This window comes from Polaromonas aquatica (assembly GCF_042659145.1).
Taxonomy (GTDB): Bacteria; Pseudomonadota; Gammaproteobacteria; order Burkholderiales; family Burkholderiaceae_C; genus Polaromonas; species Polaromonas aquatica.
Genome location: NZ_JBHSRS010000082.1, coordinates 255,784 through 276,156, shown reverse-complemented (window position 1 = coordinate 276,156; position 20,373 = coordinate 255,784). Strand labels below are relative to the sequence as shown.

At 61.4% G+C, this 20,373-nt stretch carries 15 protein-coding genes and 1 tRNA gene; 15 read left to right on the top strand and 1 reads right to left on the bottom strand.

The genetic code is table 11. From position 1 onward, the window contains the following. Positions 1–85 precede the first annotated feature (85 nt). From ACFQND_RS19045 to mdoH, 9 genes are all read left to right on the top strand, one after another. On the top strand, positions 86–874 hold the full coding sequence (locus tag ACFQND_RS19045) for an enoyl-CoA hydratase (RefSeq protein WP_371437063.1): 789 nt from the start codon (positions 86–88) through the stop codon (positions 872–874). A gap of 189 nt (positions 875–1,063) precedes the next feature. Next, positions 1,064–1,140 (top strand) — tRNA-Met (locus tag ACFQND_RS19040). Positions 1,141–1,209: 69 nt separating this feature from the next. Next, on the top strand, positions 1,210–1,674 hold the full coding sequence (locus ACFQND_RS19035; RefSeq protein ID WP_371437062.1) for a hypothetical protein: 465 nt from the start codon (positions 1,210–1,212) through the stop codon (positions 1,672–1,674). A 79-nt stretch (positions 1,675–1,753) separates the two neighbouring features. Beyond that, positions 1,754–3,106, top strand: a complete 1,353-nt coding sequence (gene miaB / locus ACFQND_RS19030; RefSeq protein ID WP_371437061.1) for a tRNA (N6-isopentenyl adenosine(37)-C2)-methylthiotransferase MiaB — start codon at positions 1,754–1,756, stop codon at positions 3,104–3,106. A 74-nt stretch (positions 3,107–3,180) separates the two neighbouring features. After that, positions 3,181–4,617, top strand: coding sequence for a sensor histidine kinase (locus ACFQND_RS19025; protein ID WP_371437060.1), 1,437 nt, complete (start codon positions 3,181–3,183; stop codon positions 4,615–4,617). Further along, positions 4,601–5,224 (top strand): hypothetical protein, encoded by a 624-nt coding sequence (locus ACFQND_RS19020; RefSeq protein ID WP_371437059.1) that lies wholly within the window; start codon positions 4,601–4,603, stop codon positions 5,222–5,224. Before ACFQND_RS19025 ends, ACFQND_RS19020 begins: the two co-directional genes overlap by 17 nt. Continuing rightward, positions 5,221–6,579, top strand: a complete 1,359-nt coding sequence (locus tag ACFQND_RS19015) for a sigma 54-interacting transcriptional regulator (RefSeq protein WP_371437058.1) — start codon at positions 5,221–5,223, stop codon at positions 6,577–6,579. Before ACFQND_RS19020 ends, ACFQND_RS19015 begins: the two co-directional genes overlap by 4 nt. Positions 6,580–6,871: 292 nt before the next feature. Then, positions 6,872–8,398: a glucan biosynthesis protein G gene (locus ACFQND_RS19010; protein ID WP_371437057.1), complete on the top strand. Its 1,527-nt coding sequence runs from the start codon at positions 6,872–6,874 to the stop codon at positions 8,396–8,398. Continuing rightward, complete coding sequence (gene mdoH / locus ACFQND_RS19005) at positions 8,374–10,377, top strand: glucans biosynthesis glucosyltransferase MdoH (protein ID WP_371437056.1); 2,004 nt, start codon at positions 8,374–8,376, stop codon at positions 10,375–10,377. Before ACFQND_RS19010 ends, mdoH begins: the two co-directional genes overlap by 25 nt. Positions 10,378–10,551: 174 nt before the next feature. Here mdoH and ffh read toward each other — a convergent pair whose 3' ends face one another. Next, positions 10,552–11,910, bottom strand: a complete 1,359-nt coding sequence (gene ffh / locus ACFQND_RS19000; RefSeq protein ID WP_371437055.1) for a signal recognition particle protein — start codon at positions 11,908–11,910, stop codon at positions 10,552–10,554. A gap of 103 nt (positions 11,911–12,013) precedes the next feature. On the opposite strand from ffh, the gene ACFQND_RS18995 reads away from it, so the two are divergent. The 6 genes from ACFQND_RS18995 to ACFQND_RS18970 all read left to right on the top strand — a co-directional run bounded on the left by ACFQND_RS18995 (position 12,014) and on the right by ACFQND_RS18970 (position 20,244). Next, positions 12,014–12,814, top strand: coding sequence for a cytochrome C assembly family protein (locus tag ACFQND_RS18995; protein WP_371437054.1), 801 nt, complete (start codon positions 12,014–12,016; stop codon positions 12,812–12,814). Next, positions 12,811–13,065 carry a PP0621 family protein gene (locus ACFQND_RS18990; protein WP_371437053.1) on the top strand — a complete coding sequence of 85 codons (255 nt, stop codon included), beginning with the start codon at positions 12,811–12,813 and terminating at the stop codon, positions 13,063–13,065. Before ACFQND_RS18995 ends, ACFQND_RS18990 begins: the two co-directional genes overlap by 4 nt. Next, a complete protein-coding gene (locus ACFQND_RS18985; protein ID WP_371437052.1) occupies positions 13,062–14,780 on the top strand; it encodes a sensor histidine kinase in 1,719 nt (572 codons plus the stop codon). The genes ACFQND_RS18990 and ACFQND_RS18985 overlap by 4 nt, the downstream gene beginning before the upstream one ends. Before the next feature lie 3 nt (positions 14,781–14,783). After that, the gene (locus ACFQND_RS18980; RefSeq protein WP_371437051.1) at positions 14,784–16,298 is read left to right on the top strand and encodes a sigma-54-dependent transcriptional regulator; all 1,515 of its coding nucleotides are present in this window, start codon (positions 14,784–14,786) and stop codon (positions 16,296–16,298) included. Continuing rightward, positions 16,276–16,878: a 1,6-anhydro-N-acetylmuramyl-L-alanine amidase AmpD gene (gene ampD / locus ACFQND_RS18975; protein ID WP_371437050.1), complete on the top strand. Its 603-nt coding sequence runs from the start codon at positions 16,276–16,278 to the stop codon at positions 16,876–16,878. The genes ACFQND_RS18980 and ampD overlap by 23 nt, the downstream gene beginning before the upstream one ends. Positions 16,879–17,334: 456 nt before the next feature. Next, positions 17,335–20,244 (top strand): ribonucleoside-diphosphate reductase subunit alpha, encoded by a 2,910-nt coding sequence (locus ACFQND_RS18970; RefSeq protein WP_371437049.1) that lies wholly within the window; start codon positions 17,335–17,337, stop codon positions 20,242–20,244. Positions 20,245–20,373: the final 129 nt, after the last annotated feature.

Here is a 20,373-nt window from a genome sequence, read left to right as displayed (position 1 = left end):
CTGGCTAGCCTGAATTGTGCCTTCACATCTGCTTCACCCCTGTCTCAGGCGTGGCATGATGACAGCCTGCAAAAAAGGAGACCCCGTGACTTACGAAATGATTTTGACCTCGACCCAGGGCCCCGACTCACGCAAGGTGGGCATCGTCACCCTGAATAGGCCCAAACAACTGAATGCACTGAACGACCAGCTCATGGACGAACTGGCCAGTGCGCTCAAGGCCTTTGATGCGGACGAAAGCATTGGCTGCATCATCCTGACCGGCAGTGAAAAAGCCTTTGCTGCCGGCGCCGATATCGGTGCCATGGCGCAATACGGTTTTGCCGACGTCTATGGCAAGGACTACATCACCCGCAACTGGGAGCAGATCCGCGACATCCGCAAGCCCGTGATTGCCGCCGTCAGCGGTTTTGCACTGGGCGGCGGCTGCGAGTTGACCATGATGTGCGACTTCATCATTGCCGCCGACAACGCCAAGTTTGGCCAGCCCGAAATCAAGCTGGGCATCATCCCCGGCGCGGGCGGCACACAACGCCTGCCGCGCGCCGTCGGCAAGTCCAAAGCCATGGACCTTGCGCTCACGGGCCGCATGATGGACGCGAACGAGGCCGAGCGCGCCGGCCTGGTCAGCCGCGTGGTGCCGCTGGACAAGCTGATGGACGAAGCGCTGGGCGCGGCCCTGATGATTTGCAGCTACGGCCAGCTGGCCGTGATGGCTGCCAAGGAATCCATCAACCGCGCCTTTGAAAGCGGCCTGAGCGACGGCGTGATGTTCGAGCGCAGGCTGTTCCATGCGCTGTTCGCCACCAGCGACCAGAAAGAAGGCATGGACGCCTTTGTGAACAAGCGCAAACCGGCGTTCACACACCGTTAATACCCCAGGGGTTTTCTCAGGCTTGATGCCGGATGCAGGGCAAGGCGCCCGGAGCGCAGGACACCGGAATGCACTTGTGTGCATGAGGATTCCGGGCACCGCCGAACGCCACATGTTCGCCAGCACCCAGTGCCGCCATGCGCCCGGCAATCAGGCCCACCAGAAGTACCGCTATAATATTGGCCTGATGGTGATATAGCTCAGTTGGTTAGAGCGCAGCATTCATAATGCTGATGTCGGTGGTTCAAGTCCACCTATCACCACCAAAAATTCAAAAGCCTCAGGCGTGCTGTCACCCTGGGGCTTTATCACTTCACAGCCTCTGGACATAAACCATGAACCGCTGCACATATTTCCTGACCGCCGCCCTGACCTGCCTGGTACTGTCGTCCGGCCTGCTCCCGCTGCCCGCCAGCGCCCAGACCGAAGAGGTCAAGCCCAACGTCAGGCAGTTTCCCAAAACAGCCTACCGCGGCGAACTGATCGTGTTTTCGGCACCCGAGATCACCATGGATGGCAAGCCGGACCGGTTGTCGCCGGCGGTGCGCATTTTTGACATCAACGACAAGCTGGTGCTCTCCGGAACGCTGTCCACCCTGAAACTGGTGGTCAATTACATGCGCGACAACACCGGACTGGTGCACCATGTCTGGATTCTCAACAGCGAAGAAATCAAGCAAAAGATGCCGGGGCGGGACGGCACGGGTGTTTCGACCAACATCCGTTTCATGTCCGACACACCACCCGCTTCTGACGACGGCAATACGCCGTACGACCAGCTACCCCGTTTCAAGCAGTAATTCCTCCCGGAATCAGGCACAAAAAGGCCTGTAGCCCAATCAACATGGGCGCAGCCAGCTACTCTTTAGATAGCAAATCATGAGCAAAAAAGTATTTATCAAGACCTTCGGCTGCCAGATGAACGAGTACGACTCGGACAAGATGTCCGACGTGCTCCACGCCGCGCAGGGCTATGAACCGACGCAGGACATGGAAGAGGCCGACCTGATCCTGTTCAACACCTGCTCGGTGCGCGAAAAAGCCCAGGAAAAGGTTTTCAGCGACCTCGGCCGCGTCAAACACCTGAAAAAAAAGGGCGTACTCATAGGCGTGGGCGGCTGTGTCGCCAGCCAGGAAGGCGCAGCCATCATCCAGCGTGCGCCTTATGTGGATGTGGTGTTCGGCCCGCAAACCCTGCACCGCCTGCCCGAAATGCTGGCCACGCGTGCGCGCCTGAACAAACCCCAGGTCGACATCAGCTTTCCTGAAATCGAGAAATTCGACCACCTGCCGCCGGCCCGCGTCGAAGGCGCCAGCGCTTTTGTAAGCATCATGGAAGGCTGCTCCAAGTACTGCAGCTACTGCGTTGTGCCCTACACCCGCGGCGAAGAAGTCTCACGCCCGTTTGAAGACGTGCTGGTCGAAGTCGCAGGCCTGGCCGACCAGGGCGTCAAGGAAGTCACGCTGCTGGGCCAGAACGTCAACGCCTACCGCGGCCCCATGGGCGAGACGGCCGAGATCGCCGACTTCGCCACACTGCTGGAATACGTGTCGGATATTCCCGGCATCGAACGCATACGCTACGTTACCAGCCACCCGAACGAGTTCACCCAAAGCCTGATTGACGCCTATGCCAGGCTGCCCAAGCTGGTGAACCACCTGCACCTGCCGGTGCAGCACGGCTCGGACCGCATCCTGATGGCCATGAAGCGCGGCTACACCGCGATGGAATACAAATCCACCATCCGCAAGCTGCGCGCCATCCGGCCCGACCTGGCGATGAGCAGCGACTTCATTGTCGGGTTCCCCGGTGAAACCGAAGACGACTTCAACAAGATGATGAAGCTGATCGACGACGTGGGTTACGACACCTCCTTCAGTTTTATCTACAGCCCGCGTCCCGGAACGCCTGCTGCGAACCTGCACGACGACACGCCCCACGAGGTCAAGCTCAAGCGCCTGCAACGCCTGCAGGCCGCCATCGACGAGAACGTGCGCGCCATCAGCGCCAGCCGCCTTGGCACCATACAGCGCGTGCTGGTCGAGGGCGCAGCGCGCAAGACCACCGATGCACTGTTTGGCCGCACGGAATGCAACCGCGCCGTGGTCTTCAACGGGCCTGACCGTTTGATCGGGCAACTGGTGGATGTCAGGATCACCGAAGCACCACAGCGCTCGCTGCGCGGTGAAGTGGTCCAGCTTGAAGCGCAGGATGCGGTGCCGGCAATTTGATCGCGGTCTGGACTAGGGCCTGTTAACACTATGTTTGCGAGATGTGTTGCGAGTCAAAAAGGCCCTAAAGCCGCATGAACGGCGTGCACGTGCTCACCCGGATTTCTTTTCGCCAGCTCCTGGTGCTCGCGTTTTTACTCATCGCGGCCTTGCTGGGCGCAGCGTCGCTGCGGGCATTGTTCGCGCTGGAATCCCTGACCACACAAAGCCGCGAGAGCGCGGCAAGAGCGCTTGAGCTGAGCGCCGCCGCACAGTCGCTGACGGAGCGCAGCGTTTCCATGGAACGCGCCTCACGCCAGGCCATCGTGCTGGACGACAGGCTGCTGCGGGAACGCTTTAACGCCGAAGCCAAAGACGCTGCCACCGTCCTCAACAGGCTGGCCGGCCAGGGCGTTCCCAATGCGCTGATTGCACAGTGGAAATCGCGCGTGCGCGCCATCACGGCCCAGCTCTCGGACCCGGCCGCCAGCGCCCTGGAACGCGAGCAGCAGGTGGCCCGGGAGTTTCGCGAGATGGACGCGATCAGCGCCGCGATCGCCCAACAGGTGCAGCAAGCCATAGAAGCACAGAATCGCGACCTGCTGGGCAAACTCGAAAGCAGCCGGAAGTCCCTGGCGCAGCAGGTCATTTCGGCGATTGTGCTGGCTGTCGCACTGGCACTGGCCTTCGGCATCTGGCTTACCCGGCCGCTCAAGCGGCTGGAGACAGCCATCATCGGCCTCGGGGAAAACCGGCTGGAAGAAACCATCGCCATCCAGGGCCCGGCCGACCTGCAACTGGTCGCGCAACGCCTGGATTGGCTGCGCTTGCGGCTGCTCGAACTTGATGCCGACAAATCGCGCTTCCTGCGGCATATCTCGCATGAACTCAAAACGCCGCTGGCGTCATTGCGCGAAGGTGTTTCATTGCTGGAAGACGGGGTGGCAGGCGAATTGAACGACAACCAGAGGGAAGTCGCCAGGATATTGCGCCACAACACCGGTGTCCTGCAGGGACAGATCGAGGACCTGCTGCGTTTTAACGCCGCGGCCTTTGAAGCGCGGCAATTGCACAGGGAAAAAACCGATCTGGTGCAGTTGGTGGAAGACCAGGTTGAGGCGCAAAGGCTGCAGTGGCAGGCTCGTGACCTCCAGGTGCGCATCGAGGGCAAGGCCGTCCAGATGGAAGTCGACCCGGAAAAAATCGGGACTGCACTAGCCAACCTTGTCTCCAATGCCATCCGTTTTTCGCCGATACACGGCGTGCTTCGCATCAGGCTGAGCCAGCTGGCCGACAGCGTGCGCATAGACCTGCATGATGAGGGCCCGGGCATCGCCGATGCCGACCGCACACGCGTTTTTGAGCCTTTTTTCCGGGGCGAGCGCCAGCCTGCGGACGCGATTCGCGGCAGCGGCATAGGCCTGTCCATCGTTCACGAATACATTTCTGCCCACGGCGGACGGGTCGAACTGTTGCCCGACGGGCCTGGTGCACACTTCAGGATAGAACTTCCCCATGCTTTCAAACATTAAATTTCCCGCCGGCACCATGGGCCTGGCATTCACCGTGGCGCTGGCCGGCTGCGGCGGGATGCAGCAAGGCAATGCCGCCGCACCAGCGCCAGCAACGCCTGTACCTGTGCAGGCCCCGGCAGCACTGCAAGCGGCGCCAGTGGCTTCGCCGGTCCGGGTGACCAACGCCGTGGCACCGGTCCTGGCCTATGCCGACCAGATACGCGCGCTGCAGGGCAGCGAACTCGCCCAGGAAATAACGCGCCTGAACGACAGCCCTGTACCAGATGAGCAGTTGCGGCTGGCCCTTGCCCTGGTCCAGACGCGGCAACTCTACGACCTGGCCCGGGCGCAGGAGCTGCTGCAAAAAGTACTGGCCAACTCCAGCGGCGAGGCCCGGGCCTTGCACCCACTGGCAAGACTGCTGGCGGCGCGTTTTGCCGAACAAAGGCGGATTGAAGACCAACTGGACCGCCAGGGCCAGCAACTGCGCGATGCCCAGCGGCGCCTTGACCAGACCAATGACAAGCTCGAAGCGCTCAAGGAAATCGAGCGCAGCCTGACCAGCAAGCCAGGCGCCCCTGCCTCAGCGGCTTCACATGGCCGGATCCGGCCCGCAACACCATGACCCAGGCCGGTGCCCATCTACTGGTGGTCGATGACGACGCCGACATGCTGCGCCTGCTGACGATGCGGCTGGCAGCCGCAGGCTATCGGGTCAGCACCGCAACCTCCGCAGAAGCTGCATTGACGCAAGTCGATATTGAGCGACCGCAACTGGTGCTCAGCGATGTGCGCCTGCCGGGACGCGACGGCCTGGCATTGTTCGACGACATTCGCGCCCGCCACCCTTCCCTGCCGGTGATTTTGCTGACCGCCCACGGCACCATTCCAGATGCCGTGGAAGCCACGGAGCGCGGTGTCTTCACCTACCTCACCAAGCCCTTTGACGGCAAGGCGCTGCTGGACAAGATCGCACAGGCCCTGGCCTTGAGCGCCCCCGCACCCACCGCGCAACGCGCCGGCGAAAACACCTGGCAGGCCGATATCATCAGCCGCTCCAGCCGCATGGCCGAGACACTGGCTGAGGCCCGCATGATTGCGCAATCGGATGCCAGCGTGATGCTGCGCGGCGAAAGCGGCACCGGCAAGGAAATGCTGGCCCAGGCCATCCACCGCGCCAGTTCACGCGCCGGCCACCCGTTTATTGCCGTCAATTGCGGTGCCATTCCGGAGGCACTGCTGGAGTCAGAACTGTTCGGCCACATGAAGGGCGCCTTCACCGATGCAGTGGCCAACCACAAGGGTCTTTTCCAGGCGGCGGAAGGCGGCACGCTGCTGCTGGATGAAATCGGCGACATGCCGCTGGCGCTGCAGATCAAGCTGTTGCGAGTACTGCAGGAACGTGTTGTCAGGCCGCTGGGCTCTAGCCAGTCCATCCCGGTGAACGTGCGCATCATCTCTGCAACGCACACCGACCTGGATGCCGCGATGGCCGATGGCCAGTTCAGGACTGACCTGTATTACCGCCTGAATGTCGTCACGCTGACCTTGCCGCCGCTGTCTGAACGGCGCGAAGACATCCCTCTGCTGGCCAATCATTTCCTCGTCAAGCTTGCCGCCAAATACGGCAAGCGCCTCAGCGGTTTTGCACCCGAAGCCCTGAAAGCCCTGGCCACTGCGGCATGGCCTGGCAATGTGCGCCAGCTCTACAACGTGGTGGAGCAGGTTTGCGCGCTGACCACCACGCCGCTGATTCCCCTTGCCCTGATACAGCGGGCCCTGCGTGCGCCCAGCGTACAGGTGCTGTCCTTGGCTGAAGCGCGCCAGCGTTTTGAGCGTGAATACCTGGTGGACCTGCTCAAGCTGACCGACGGAAACGTTGCCGATGCAGCCCGGCTGGCAGACCGCAACCGGACCGAGTTTTACCGCCTCATGCAAAAACACGGACTGACACCTGGACACTTCAAGGCCGATATCTAAGGGATTTCCCGGAAGACTGTCGCCGACCGGCGACAGCCATAAGCGCTTGATTTAAAAGAATAAAAATTATCTCGCCTGACAAACCGTCGCCAGCTGGCGACAAATACTGATGATTTCAGGGGCGAATTGCCCAGTCCACACTTAGTAACATCAGAAAATCAATTTAAGCCTTTGATTTAAATAGGTTTTTCAGACCTGGCACAGGGTTTGCCCTAGTAAAGGCATGACAGCCTTTTTTGCCAGAGCAAACCCCATCCCATCGCTTGCAGGATGGCCATACAAAGCGGTGTTGATGGCGACCGGCCTGGTGTTGGCAATCGCGGCTTCCGGGGCCCATGCCTGGGGCCTGGACGATTTGGCCGGTCTGGCCAAAACCCGCGCCCAAACGCCTTTCCAGTCCGCCAGCCAGCCAGTGCCGGCCGAACTCGCCGCGCTGGACTATGACGGTTACCGCGACATCCGTTTCAACACCGACAAGGCGCTGTGGCGCGCGGAGCAGTTGCCCTACGAGGTCAACTTCTTTCACGTCGGCCCGCACGGCGACTCGGTCCGCATCTCCGAAATAACGGCCGACGGCGTCAAGGCCATTTCCTACAACCCTGCCGATTTCAATTTCGGCAAAAACCGACTGCACCCACAAGCTTGGGGCGATTTGGGCTTTGCCGGCTTTCGTGCCCACGCTGCGCTCAACTCACCCAACTACAAGGACGAGTTGATTGCCTTCCTGGGCGCCAGTTATTTCCGGGCACTGGGCATCGGCCAGCGTTATGGGCTGTCCGCGCGCGGGCTGGCGGTTGATCCGGCAGGCGCAGCGCGCGAAGAGTTTCCGCGTTTTACCGATTTCTGGTTTGAAAAGCCAGCGGCCAATGCCGGCCAGCTCACCGTCTATGCCTTGCTGGACTCGCATCGCATGACGGGCGCCTACCGCTTTGATATCCGGCCCGGCGAACAGACCACGGTTGAAGTGCATGCCCGCATCTTCATGCGTGCCGGCGCCGAACCGGTGGCGACGCTGGGCCTGGCGCCGCTGACCAGCATGTTCTTTTTTGGTGAAAACCAGCCGCTTTCCCGCAAGCATCCTGGCGATTTCCGGCCCGAGGTGCATGACTCGGACGGCCTGATGATCGCTACCGGTGAAGGCGAATGGCTGTGGCGCCCGCTGCAAAATCCGGCAGCGCCGCTGGTCACGTCTTTTGCGATGAAGTCACTCAAGGGTTTTGGCCTGATGCAGCGTGACCGCGACTTCAAAAGCTACGAAGACACCGAGGCGCGTTACGAATTGCGTCCCGGCGCATGGGTGACACCCCTGGGCGACTGGGGTGCCGGAAGGGTTGAGCTCTTGCAGTTCAACACACCCGATGAAACCCACGACAACACCGTTGCCTATTGGGTGCCCGAGAAACTGCCGCAAGCCGGCGAGAGCATGGACCTGGCTTACCAGATCGCCTGGCAAGGCAAAAACCAGCAGTTGCCACCGAATGGCTGGGTCACGCAATCACGCCGCGGCACGGGTTACTCAAAACTCGGCCCGGAAGCATTGAGCCAGCAGGTCCAGTTTGTCATCGACTTTGCCGGCCCGGCGCTTGACGCCCTGCCCGAAGGCGCGCAGGTAGCGGCGATTGCCAGCGCCGACGCCAACGGCCGCGTGCTTGAAAGCCTGGCTTACCGCAACCCGGCCACAGGCGCATGGCGCATGACCTTGCGCGTGCAGCGGCTCAACCCAGCCAAACCGGTAGAGCTGCGCGCCTTTCTCCAGCTGAACAACGGCCCGACCACCCAAACACTGAGCGAAACATGGACCAACCTGATCACACCCTGATGCCAAAGGCTTCGCGCCGCAGCCTGCTGCGAGAAGAACGTCACCCGAATTCGGTCACGGCGCCGCCGCTCAACCGGGGCTCCATGGCACCGCGTCCGTGGCGCGGTTTTTACAACAGCATGGCGGTCCTGGCATTGCGGCCCCTGCTTGCACTCATCAGCCCGGCAAGCCCTGCCGCGCCGCGCAAAGCCCAGCATGAAGAACTGGAACCCTGGCAGTACGCAGCCAAACGCCGCAGGGCCGCCTTTTTGCTGCTGACGCTGGCCAGCACGGTGATGGCCACCAGCCTGTTTGCCGACATGCAGCCCGACTATGACAATGCCTGGCTGCAGTACGGGCAGATTGCGCTGTTTGCATTGTTGTCAGCCTGGGTGGTGACCGGCTTCATGACGGCGATGATGGGGTTTTATGTCACGCTGTTCGGCGACGCGCACACCCTGTCGGCCAAAAAAGTCCAGCACCACACACTGGACGCCTCGACACGCACTGCCATCATCATGCCCATATGCAATGAAGATGTGCGCACGGTGTTTGCAGGGCTGCGCGCCACCTGCGAGTCGGTTGCGGCAACCAGCCATGTGCGCGCCTTCGACGTGTTTGTGCTGTCGGACAGCAGCAACCCGGCCATCATCAGGGCCGAACGCGCTGCCTGGGAAGACCTGCGCATGCAACTCGCCGGTCACCCGGACCAGCCGCAAATCGAGGTTTACTACCGGCTCCGCAAACGCCGCAGCGACCGCAAAGCCGGCAACGTAGCCGACTTCTGCCGCCGCTGGGGCAAGGATTACCGCTACATGGTGGTGCTGGACGCCGACAGCGTGATGAGCGGCGACTGCCTGGTCTCCATGGTCAAGCTCATGGAAGCCAACCCGAAAGCCGGCATCATCCAGACCGCCACCCAGGCCATAGGCCACGTCACCCTGCACGCCCGTGCGCAGCAGTTTGCGTCGCGCGTCACGGGCCGCCTGTTCACGCTGGGCATGCAGTTCTGGCAAATGGGTGAATCGCACTACTGGGGCCACAACGCCATCATCCGGATCGAGCCTTTCATGCAGCATTGCGCGCTGGCGCACATCAAGGGCACGGGCGGCATGGCGGGCAGCATCATGTCGCACGACTTTGTCGAAGCCGCGCTGATGCGCCGCGCCGGTTACCACGTCTGGCTGGTGGCCGACCTGGTGGGCAGCTATGAGCAGCAACCGCCGGATTTGCTGGCTGAACTGCAGCGCGACCGCCGCTGGTGCCAGGGCAACCTGCAGAACTCGCGCCTGATCGCCGAGCCCGGCATACACCCGGTGCACCGCTCCATGTTCGGCACCGGCGCCATGGCTTACCTGTCCGCCCCTTTGTGGCTGTGCTTCATGACGCTGGGCACCGCGCTTTGGCTCTCAGGCTCGCCCATGATTGCCGACTGGGCGCGGGTGCCGGGCGAACTCATGGCGCTCTGGGCCTGGACGCTGAGCATGCTGTTTTTGCCGCGCATCCTGGGCATCGCCGCCATCCTGATCAACCACCAGCAACAGTCTTACGGCGGCACATTGAGTCTGCTGCGCAGCGCGCTGCTGGAGACCCTGATTGCCATGCTGCAGGCGCCGGTGCGCATGCTGGCGCACTCGCTGTTTGTCGTGGTTGCGATGACCGGGCTGAAACTGGAGTGGAAATCCCCGCCACGCGAAGCCGCAGCCGTGCCGTGGCGCCATGCACTGGCGCAGCTTGCCCCCATGAGCGGCCTGATCGCGCTGCTGGCGGTGGGCATTTTCATCATCGACGCACGTGCGCTGGTCTGGCTGCTGCCGGTCGGTTTGCCGTTGTTGCTGGCGATTCCCATGACGGTCCTTACCAGCAAGGTGGGCGTGGGCTCCGCGATGCGGGCACAAAACTACCTGCTGATACCGGAGGAGACCCGCTCGCCGGCAGTGCTGCGACGGGCCTGGCTGCATGCCAGCCAGCGAGCCAAACCGCTGCTGCGGGCCGCCTGAAGAGTCAAGCCCGCGGGCTTGACAGGGCGTCCAGGGGCCTCCAGAAATTCGATTGCCGGGATGCAAGGCAAGGCGCCCGGAGCGCAGGACACCGGAATGCACTCAGGTGCATGAGGATTCCGAGCACCGCGCAACGCCGCCATGCGCCCGGGAATCGGATTTATGGAGGACCCCTCAGAACTTCGGCATGCCTTTCATGCCGCCCATGCGCTTCATCATCTTCATCATGCCGCCGCCCTTGAGCTTTTTCATCATGCCCTGCATCTGCTCAAACTCGTTGAGCAGGCGATTGACCTCCTGAACGTGCACGCCCGAGCCCGCAGCGATGCGGCGCTTGCGGGTGGCCTTGATGAGGTCGGGCTTGCGCCGCTCCAGCGGTGTCATGCTCTGGATGATGCCTTCCTTGCGCTTGATGTCTTTTTCGGCCTTGTCCATATCGACCTGGCCGGCCTTGGCGGCCATCTGCGCCGGCAGCTTGTCGAGCAAGCTGGACAGCCCGCCCATGTTTTTCATCTGCTGCAGCTGGCTCAAAAAATCATTCAGGTCAAAACCATCGCCCGACTTGAGCTTGGCGGCCAGCTTTTGCGCGGCCGCCACGTCGACACCGGCGGTGACTTGCTCAACCAGCGCCACGATGTCGCCCATGCCGAGGATGCGCCCGGCATGGCGCTCGGCATCAAACACTTCCAGGCCGTCGAGTTTTTCACTCGTGCCCGAAAACTTGATGGGCGCGCCGGTGATCTGCCTCACGCTGAGTGCAGCACCACCGCGAGAATCACCGTCGGTCTTGGTCAGGATGATGCCGGTCAGCGGCAATGCTTCCTTGAAGGCTTTAGCGGTATTGATCGCGTCCTGGCCCTGCATGGCATCGACCACAAACAGCGTTTCCACGGGGTTCAGGACGGCGTGCAATTCCTTGATCTCCGCCATCAAGGCTTCGTCGATCGCCAGGCGGCCGGCCGTATCGACCAGCAGCACATCAAAGAAATGCTTGCGCGCGTAATCGATGGCCGCCCTGGCAATGTCGACGGGCTTCTGGTCCGGCGTACTCGGGAACCATTCGGCACCGGCCTGCGCCGTCACGGTCTTGAGCTGCTCGATGGCGGCCGGGCGGTAAACGTCGCCTGAGACGGTTAAAACTTTTTTCTTGCGCTTCTCGATCAGGTGCTTGGCCAGCTTGGCGGTAGTGGTGGTTTTACCCGCGCCCTGCAAACCTGCCATCAGGATCACCGCTGGCGGCTGGGCCGCCAGGTTGATGTCGCTGACGCCTTCGCCCATGGTTGCCGCCAGTTCCTTGCTGACAATACCGACCAGCGCCTGGCCGGGCGACAGCGAGCCCATGACCTCCTGGCCCAGGGCTTTTTCCTTGACGCGGACCACAAAGTCGCGCACTACCGGCAGGGCCACGTCGGCCTCCAGCAGGGCCATGCGCACCTCGCGCAACATGTCCTGCACGTTGGATTCGGTGATGCGGGCCTGGCCGCGCATTTCCTTGACGAGGCGTGAGAGTTTGTCGGTAAGTGCTGAAGCCATGGATGGGCTCCACAAACATGGAGCAGTTAGGTAGGGGTTAAAAAGCGCCGGTGCAGGCGCTGAGGCGGCCGCCAGGGAGGGCGGTAAAGGCTAAACTCTAGCCATGATTTTAGCTTCGAGTGCCTGGTGGGGTCTTGCTACGGCTGCAGGCGCGGCTGTAAGTTACGGCGTACTTGCGCTCGCAACCGCCCGTTTGAGCCAAAGCACGCTGCGCGGCGTGCTTTTTGCCGCCTGGCTGCTTCACGCACTGACACTTGCCGAAGGCCTGCTCGGGAATCCGCCGCGTTTCGGTTTTGCGCCCGCGCTGTCCATGACCGTCTGGCTGGTGCTGACGGTTTATGCCATTGAACGCCGGCTGTTTCCCCAGTTGCAGGCACATTGGGCGCTGGCCGGCCTGGGCAGCGCGGCCGTGCTGCTGTCGATTGTTTTTCCGGGCACGAGTTACCACATGGTCGCCTCGCCCTGGCTGCCTTTGCACTGGGCGCTGGGCATCGCCTCCTACGGCCTCTTTGCCGCGGCCGTTGTGCATGGCTGGCTGATGACGCGATCCGAGCGCTCCATACGCCTGGCCGAGCAAAACAACGCCGGCGTCCCACTAATGACGCTGGAGCGCCTGACCTTTCGTTTTGTCGAGGCCGGCTTTGTATTGCTTTCAGCGACCCTGCTGGTGGGCTGGCTGTTTGCGGAGCAGCTGTACGGCCCCGGCCTGGCGTGGAAGTGGAGCCACAAGACCGTGTTTTCAGTGCTGGCCTGGCTGACCTTTGCGGGATTGCTGCTCGGCCGGGCACGGCTGGGCTGGCGCGGACGCAAGGCCGTCAACGTCCTGTACCTGGGTTCCGGGTTGCTGCTGCTGGGCTATGCAGGCTCGCGCTTTGTGCTTGAAGTCGTCCTCAAGCGCATATGAAATACCTTCTCATCCTCGCCATCGTGATGGTCGTTCTTTGGTTGTGGAAGAACAACCGGCGAACCGACATCAACAATAGCGGCGAAAAAACAGCAAGCCCCCGGCCCAAGCCGCCCGGCGTGGCCACTGAAATCGTGGCCTGCGACGTGTGCCATGTCCATTTACCGCGCTCCGAAGCCTTGACCGGCCCCAGGGGAGTGTATTGCTGCGTCGCCCATCGGCAGCAGGCAGGCAGCCAGGGCCACCCATGACAGAAGCTTCGAACTCCTGGTTTGGCCCTACGGAAAGCAGGTCAAGCGCGTGGGAGTCCGAAACCGAATCGGGTTCATTCGGCCGCCTGTGGCGCGCCTTCATGTCGGCGCGGGTCACCATTGCCAGTGTGCTGGTCGTGCTGCAGGCGGCGATTTATGCGCTGGGAAATGTCACCAACAGCTGGTCCATCGCGGTCTGCGTGGCCTACCTTTGCGCCACGGTAGCGGTGCGGCTGTGGGCACGGCCCAAACCGCCAGGCAGCACATTTGACGCCCAGTGGGTGTCCACCATCGGCGTGGATGTCGTGGCGTTTTCAGCGCTTAATTTTTTGCAGTCCAGCGGCATCAACTACACACCCCTGTTCGCCCTGCCTGTACTGCTGGCCTCGGTACTGGGCCCGCTTCTTCTTGCACTTGGCACGGCGGCGAGTGTGACGCTGCTGTTGCTGGCAGACGCGTGGTGGATTTCACTGCAGTCCATGGGGGAACTGGCATCACGCTACCTGCAGTCCGGCCTGAGCGGCTCGGGGTTCTTTCTGGTCGCCCTGCTGGCCAACCAGCTGGCGTTGAGGCTTGTGCGCGAAGAACAGCGGGCCAGGAGCAGCCAGTCGGTGGCGCGCATGCAAACGCAAGTCAATGAATTGGTGATTGAAACCCTGACCGATGGCGTGCTCGTGGTGGACGCCAACGGCATCGTGCGTTCAGCCAATCCGGCTTCCAGGCGTTTGCTGGCAACACGCGATGCGGCCCGCATGGCGCCCTTTGTCCTGTCTACAGAGGCAGCCTGGCAGCCTCTGGCCAAAATCATGCGGCGGACCTTCATGCTTGGCATTCCACAGGAAGCAGATGTCAGCCTGGAATACCCGGCGCGCAACGCACGACGGCTGCATGTACGCACGCGCCTCGCGGCCTCGCAGGATGGCAACCACGGCAGCCTGTGCGTGATGTTTCTTGAAGACCTGCGTGAAATGGAAGCCAGGGTGCGTACGGAAAAAATGGCCGCTATGGGCCGCATGTCTGCCGCTGTCGCACATGAAATCCGCAATCCGCTGGCGGCCATCTCCCAGGCCAATGCCTTGCTTGAAGAAGACCTGCAGGACCCGAACCACAGGCAACTCACCGCCATGGTCAGGCAAAACGCACAACGACTGGCAAAAATAGTCGACGAGGTCCTGAACCTTTCGCGCGCCCAGGTCCTGAGCCCCGAACAGCACGGCACTGTCCTGCTGCTGGACGACGCGGTGATGCGCATCACCTCGGACTGGGCAAAACAGAACGCTTCAACACAGCGGACGCATATTGCACCCGGCGCCGGCAACATGACGGTCGGGTTTGACCCCGAGCATTTACGGCGCCTGATGGTCAACCTGCTGGACAATGCCTTGCGCTATGCCAGCCAAGCGGCCAATGCCATTGAAGTAGCGACACAACAGCCGGCACCCGATCAGGTACGGCTTTCCGTCTGGAGCGATGGCCAGCCCCTTGAAACAACCGTCCAGACCCATCTGTTTGAGCCGTTCTTTTCATCGGAAAGCCGGTCTACCGGGCTGGGCCTGTACATTTGCAGGGAACTCTGCGAACGGTATGGCGCGATGATTGGCTACCAGCGGGCCATGCGCCATACCGTCGAGGGCAATGAGTTTTTTGTGGTTTTCAAGCCCGGGGCGCCACCACCCATAGCCAAACCCTCTTCTTATGGTGCCTTGTCCGCCTAATCCATGACACTACCAACCAGCAGCCCCTATTCACAGCCGGCGCACATCCTGGTCATTGACGATGAGCCGGATCTGCGCACTCTTTATGAACTCACCCTGTTGCGTGAGGGCTACCGGGTTGAAGCGGCTGGCGACCTGGCGCAAGCGCGCCAGCAGTTGCAGGAAAAGCGCTTTGACGCCGTGATTACCGACATGCGCCTGCCGGACGGGCTTGGCCTGGAGTTGCTGCGCGACATGGTCGTGCAGCAGCGCTCCGAGCGTTGTGTTGTGATCACCGCGCACGGGTCTACTGAAAATGCCGTTGAGGCCTTGAGGGCGGGGGCGTTCGATTACCTGACCAAACCGGTTGATTTAAAGCAGTTCCGAAATGTGGTGGCGTCTGCCATACAAGGCTCGAAAGCCGCGGCCTCAGTTGCCGGGGCCGAACGACCTGTTGCAGAAAACAAGGCATCCAATAGCAACGCCAACCCGGCCGCACAGCAGCCGGGTGCAAAACCGGGTACGGGCACCGCAGCGCTGCAGCGCCTGGTGGGCCGTTCTGCCGTGATGCAGGCCGTCAAGTCCCGGATAGCCAAAGTTGCCGGCAGCATGGCACCGGTACTGATACAGGGCGAGTCCGGCACCGGAAAGGAACTGGTCGCGCGCGCCGTGCACGAGTGCAGCCACCGCGCCGGCGGCCCGTTTGTCGCAGTCAATTGCAGCGCCATTCCCGAAAACCTGCTGGAGGCCGAATTTTTCGGTGCCCGCAAAGGTGCTTACACCGGCTCTACACAAGATCGCCTCGGTTATTTCCAGGCAGCCAAGGGTGGCACGCTCTTTCTGGACGAAATCGGCGACCTGCCGCTGGCCATGCAGTCCAAACTGCTGCGGGCCATACAGGAGCGCGTCGTCAGGCCCCTGGGTTCCTCACAGGAAGATATGGTGGATGTGCGCATTGTGAGCGCCACACACAAGGAGCTTGGGACCGAAATCGAGGCCGGGCGTTTTCGCCAGGACCTGTATTACCGCCTCAATGTCATCGTGATTGGTGTGCCCCCCCTGCGTGAACGCAGGGAAGACCTGCCTGAACTCTGTGAAGCCCTGCTGACACGGATTTGCCATGAATCGGGTTTTGGCACCATCCCCATGCTGACCGCGCCTGTGCTGGAGCAGTTGCGAGGCCACCCGTTTAACGGCAATGTCCGAGAACTGGAGAACATCCTGCACCGTGCGGTGGCCCTGAGCGAGAGCGGGGAACTGCACCTGGACACACCGTCGCCGCCGTATGCGGGAGTGCCCGTTGCAGCCGTCACGGCCGCTGTGGCCATTCCTGACAATCTGCAGGACTACCTGGACGCACAGGAGCGCGACATCCTCTGCCAGGTCCTCCAGGAAACCCGCTTTAACCGCACCGCGGCAGCCGCCAAACTGGGCCTGAGCCTGCGCCAGATCCGTTACCGCATTGAACGCCTGAACATCGCCTTGCCCGACAGCGATGCGGGCGCCGAGAGTCCCGATGCCGCAGAAGACCGCGCCTGAGGCCGGCCCGGCAAGGGCACTTTGGGAAAAAGGCTGGTATCGCCATGCAAGGGCGCTGGTGTCACCCAACAGCGGTCCGCGTCCCGGCAAGACGCCCATTGACCTGATCGTCATCCATTCCATCAGCCTGCCACCCGGGCAGTTTGGCAACGGCAATGTGCAGCGCCTGTTCACCAACCAGCTCGACTGGGACGAACACCCCTACTTCCAGGGCATACGGGGTTTGCAGGTATCCTCACACTTTTTTATCAGCCGCTCCGGCGAGCTCTGGCAGTTTGTCAGTTGTGACGAACGGGCATGGCATGCAGGGCAATCAAGCTACCGAGGGCGGGCCAACTGCAACGACGACTCGGTTGGCATTGAGCTGGAAGGGCTGGAGGGAGATACCTTCGAGGCAGCGCAATACGAAACCCTGACGGGCTTGTGCGCAGCGCTCATGGGGCACTACCCTGTCGCGCATATTGCCGGGCACGAGCACATTGCAGCCGGCCGCAAGCAGGACCCGGGACCGGGTTTTGACTGGCCCTTGCTGCAGCGCACACTGGCTGCGCCAGATAAATATTTTCCTGCGGCCAACTGAGCGCACTGCGGCGGCTGTCCGGTCAAAAAAAACGTATTACGCGACGGGTTTTCCTGCGCCTTCATGAGGAAACAAGCGTGGGCATGCCCCCGCAGGGCGAAGTCTGCGGCAAGGCGCATGAGCGCTTTGTTTTTTGGTGCGCAGCCTGACAGGGCAAGGCCCGCCAGCCAGTCCTCAAACACCCCGTCAGCAAAGCGGCTCAGGCAAGCCAGGCACGACCAAAATGTAAAAAATGGTTTCAGCGAGAATACGCATGGAAAACACTACCCCTAGTGCTTGAATTCACTTCAGACCCTAGGTATAGTGTGTGAGCTTGAGCCAATTTGGTGTGGTTCAGGCCCTGATAACCACGGAACAGCTCAAGCGGCACAACCTGGCAGGTAGCGCTTGAAAACACACCAAATCCGCCGAATACACGAACAGCGCAGTCAATAGAACAAAGTCAAGAGGAAGCCAATGCAAACAGCTCAAAGTACCGTATCCGTCGCCACCAGCGTGCCGACACTCCCCCAACAAGGCCATGCCCAGTCCAGCCAGTTCGGCAACTACCAGATCATCCGCCGCAATGGCGCGGTAGTTCCGTTCGAGCCGAACAAGATTGCGGTCGCGATGATGAAGGCCTTCCTCGCAGTGCACGGCACGCAAGGCGCGGCTTCGGCCAGCGTTCGCGAAACGGTTGACGAACTGACCCAGGCCGTCATGCGCGCCCTGATGCGTTCACGCCCCAGCGGCGGAACCTTTCATATTGAAGACGTGCAGGACCAGGTTGAACTCGGACTGATGCGCGGCGGCCACCATGAAATTGCCCGCGCCTATGTGCTCTACCGTGAAAAACGTACACAGGAACGTGCCCACCTGCCACAGGTGCCAACGCCCGAGCCCATCTTGCTGCACGTCATGGATGGCGGAAAAAGGGTGGCGCTTGACGTTCGCAACCTGCAGGCTCTCATAGAGGCCTCTTGCGCCAATCTGGGTGCAGACGTCAAACCCGACCCCATCGTTGCCGAAACCATGCGCAACCTCTATGACGGCGTGCCGATTGACGAGGTCTACAAGGCATCCATCCTGGCAGCCCGCACGCTGATCGAAAAAGACCCCGATTACACCTACGTCACCGCACGCCTTTTGATGCACACCATCCGCCGCGAAGTGCTGGGCGAAGAAGTCGCGCACGAGGAAATGCAAACCCGCTATGCCCAGTATTTCCCCCAATTCATCGCCAAGGGTGTGGAAAACGAGCTGCTCGACGAAAAACTCCAGCAGTTTGACCTGGCCCGCCTGGGCGCGGCGCTCAAACCCGAGCGCGACCTGAAGTTTGACTACCTCGGCCTGCAAACCCTGTTCGACCGCTATTTCCTGCACGTGCGCAAGCAGCGCATCGAGCTGCCGCAGGCTTTTTTCATGCGCGTGGCCATGGGCCTGTCGCTCAATGAAGTCAATCGCGAAGAGCGCGCCATCGAGTTCTACGAAATCCTCTCGTCCTTCGACTTCATGTCGAGCACGCCGACGCTGTTCAACGCCGGCACGCTGCGCTCGCAGCTGTCGTCCTGCTACCTGACCACGGTCGCCGATGACCTGGGCGGCATCTATGACGCCATCAAGGAAAACGCCCTGCTGTCCAAATTTGCCGGCGGCCTGGGCAACGACTGGACGCCAGTGCGCGCCCTGGGCGCCCACATCAAGGGCACCAACGGCGAATCACAAGGCGTCGTGCCCTTCCTGAAAGTCGTCAATGACACCGCCGTCGCCGTCAACCAGGGTGGCAAGCGCAAGGGCGCAGTCTGCGCCTACCTTGAGACGTGGCATCTGGACATCGAGGAATTCCTGGAACTGCGCAAGAACACCGGTGATGACCGCCGCCGCACCCACGACATGAACACCGCCAACTGGATCCCCGACCTCTTCATGCGCCGCGTGATGGAAAAGGGCAGCTGGACGCTGTTCTCGCCCAACGACACGCCCGACCTGCACGACAAGTTCGGCAAGGAATTCGAAAAGATCTACACGGCCTACGAAGCCCGGGCCGCCCGCGGCGAGATCAAGCCTTCGCGCACGCTGCAAGCCACCGACATGTGGCGCAAGATGCTGTCGATGCTGTTTGAAACCGGCCATCCCTGGATCACCTTCAAGGACGCCTGCAACATCCGCTCGCCCCAGCAACACACCGGCGTCGTGCATTCGTCCAACCTGTGCACCGAGATCACGCTCAATACCAGCGAAACCGAAACGGCCGTGTGCAACCTCGGCTCGGTCAACCTCGTGCAGCACCTGAAGGACGGCGCGATCGACCACGCCAAGCTGCAAAAAACCATCATCACGGCCATGCGCATGCTGGATAACGTGATCGACATCAATTACTACGCTGTCAAGAAGGCCCGCGATTCCAACATGCGCCATCGCCCGGTCGGCCTTGGCATCATGGGATTCCAGGACTGCCTGTATGAACTGCGCGTGCCATACGCATCCCAGGAAGCCGTCGAATTTGCCGACAAGTCCATGGAAGCCGTCTGCTACCACGCCTACTGGGCTTCGACCGAACTGGCCAAAGAGCGTGGGCAATATGCCAGCTACAAGGGCTCGCTCTGGGACAAGGGTATCCTGCCGCTGGACACGCTGAACATGCTGGCTGAAGAGCGCGGCGGTTATGTCGAGGTCGACCGCTCAGCCACGCTGGACTGGGACGCCTTGCGCAAGAAGATTGCCCTGGACGGCATGCGCAATTCCAACTGCGTGGCCATTGCACCTACGGCCACCATCTCCAACATCATCGGCGTGGACGCCTGTATCGAGCCCTGCTTCGGCAACCTCTCGGTCAAGTCCAACCTGTCGGGTGAATTCACCGTGATCAACCATTACCTGGTGCGTGACCTGAAACGCCTGGGCCTGTGGGACGACGTGATGGTGGTTGACCTGAAACACTTCGACGGCTCCCTGCGCCCGATTGACCGCGTACCGCAGGACATCAAGGCACTTTACGCAACGGCCTTTGAAGTTGAAACCTCGTGGATTGTTGAAGCAGCCGCCCGCCGCCAGAAATGGATTGACCAGGCGCAGTCGCTCAACATCTACATGGCCGGCGCTTCGGGCAAGAAGCTTGACGACACCTACAAGCTCGCTTGGTTGCGCGGCCTGAAAACGACGTACTACCTGCGCACGCAGAGCGCCACGCACGCCGAGAAGTCAACCGTTAAAGCCGGCAAGATGAACTCGGTGTCCTCCGGTCCTTCAGCGGATGTTGCCGCAAGCAGCGGCACCAGCGCACTGGAGGCCGCAGCTGCGGCAGCCCAGGCACAGATGAATGCGATACCGGCAACCGACATCAAGTTTTGCGCCATCGATGATCCAGGCTGCGAAGCCTGCCAATAAAAAATCGGGACACGCATCGGGACACGCGATGACACTTCGCGTGTGCCCCGATGTGATGAAACGATGCAATTGAGCAACACTAATCTGCAGCGATGTGAATGAACACTTTTCATTTTGTATCGCTGCTTT